The sequence below is a fragment of the Planktosalinus sp. genome (assembly GCF_059864935.1).
The window spans coordinates 1-1,354 of record NZ_JCBCCK010000288.1; the positions used below are offsets into that span (position 1 = coordinate 1).

Below are 1,354 nucleotides of genomic sequence, written 5' to 3' on the forward strand. Positions count from 1 at the left end.
GAGACTGCCAGCAGGCATAAGGTGAGTTTGTAAAACATAAAGCAACTTTTTTTATTACTAAATTAACGGAACTATTTACGAATAAAAAGTGGCTCGAGTTTTTTTAACGAAAATTTAGTTTTAACAATCCGTTTAATGAAAATAGAGTGAATTTATGAATTAAAAAACCCTTCCAAATCAAGTTCAGAAGGGTTTGAATGATCGTGTAAATATTTTAATTCAGATTTAAAGCATTCATTACTGCGTTGTAGTCGTGAATGTCAACCCCGGTTTGTATGGCAAAATCAGAAGGAACCACCACAATCCGGAAAGTTTGGTTTTGGGTAAAGGCAGAGCCTAAAGTGTTGAGATTAAAATTTCCATCAATAAAAAGGTTTACACTAAAGAAAAAACTACCATCGATTGAGTAGTTATAAACATATTGAATAATATCCCCATTTGCTAAAAAGAAATTTTGGGGCAGCATGCCCCACACATCGGGGAATTCATTTTCCAAGCGATAAAGTAAGACAATATCACTTTCATAAAGTCGTAAAGGACTTTCAATACTCAATGAAACTTGTTGTAAATTACTATTTGGATTGAATTGAAAATTAACAGTTCTTTCAAAAGTTTGGCCCAATATATTGATACCGTCAAGTCCGGGAGGTCCCTGAGGGCCTTCGCATGATGTGAATAAAATGGCAATGGTTGCGAGGGTTAAAAGTATTTTTTTCATAACAGGTGATTTTAAGTTGTTCAGTAGTGAAACAAAATGTGTACCGAAAATATAATTCTATCAAATTTAGAATAATAAATGCGTGTTTATTGTTATTTACATTTATTTTAAGACAAAAGTTATAATTAAGTTATTTTTTAGACTGCTAATGCTATTTTACTTACTTTTAAGAGTGTTTAAAACACACTATTTTAACTAAAAAATGACTACTATGAAAACGTATATCCCTGTATTATTTGCCCTGGTTCTTTTCCTGGGCTGTACTACAAATCCTTTTACAGGAAAGAGCACTCTTGCACTTGTGCCCAATTCTCAAATTTTGCCGATGTCTTATCAGCAATACAATCAGTTTTTGTCTGAGCATAAAGTGGTAACAGGAACTGCTGAAGCCAATATGATTAAGAATGTTGGTCAGAAAATTGCCACCGCATCCGAGCGCTGGCTCAATGCCAACGGTTATCAAGGCTATTTGAATGATTATCGTTGGGAATACAATCTTGTTCAGGACGATGCCGTAAACGCTTGGTGTATGCCCGGCGGCAAAATTGTATTTTACACGGGCATTTTACCTGTCGCAAACACTGAAGCACGAATAGCAGCTGTTATGGGTCATGAAGTAGCACACGCCCTTGCCAA

2 protein-coding genes are annotated in these 1,354 nt (G+C 35.2%); one reads left to right on the forward strand and one right to left on the reverse strand.

Annotated elements, in window-relative coordinates:
• Positions 1-214: 214 nt before the first annotated feature.
• Positions 215-718, reverse strand: a complete 504-nt coding sequence (locus AC6F75_RS09560; RefSeq protein ID WP_500714783.1) for a collagen-like protein — start codon at positions 716-718, stop codon at positions 215-217.
• Between the two features lie 211 nt (positions 719-929).
• Between AC6F75_RS09560 and AC6F75_RS09565 the strand changes: the two genes are divergently transcribed.
• Positions 930-1,354, forward strand: a 425-nt coding sequence (locus AC6F75_RS09565) for a M48 family metalloprotease (RefSeq protein ID WP_500714785.1), incomplete at its 3' end; no start/stop codon positions are given.

Bases quoted from the DNA above. Each gene is read 5' to 3' on its own strand.
- AC6F75_RS09560 (WP_500714783.1), bottom strand. From the start codon at position 718: ATGAAAAAAATACTTTTAACCCTCGCAACCATTGCCATTTTATTCACA.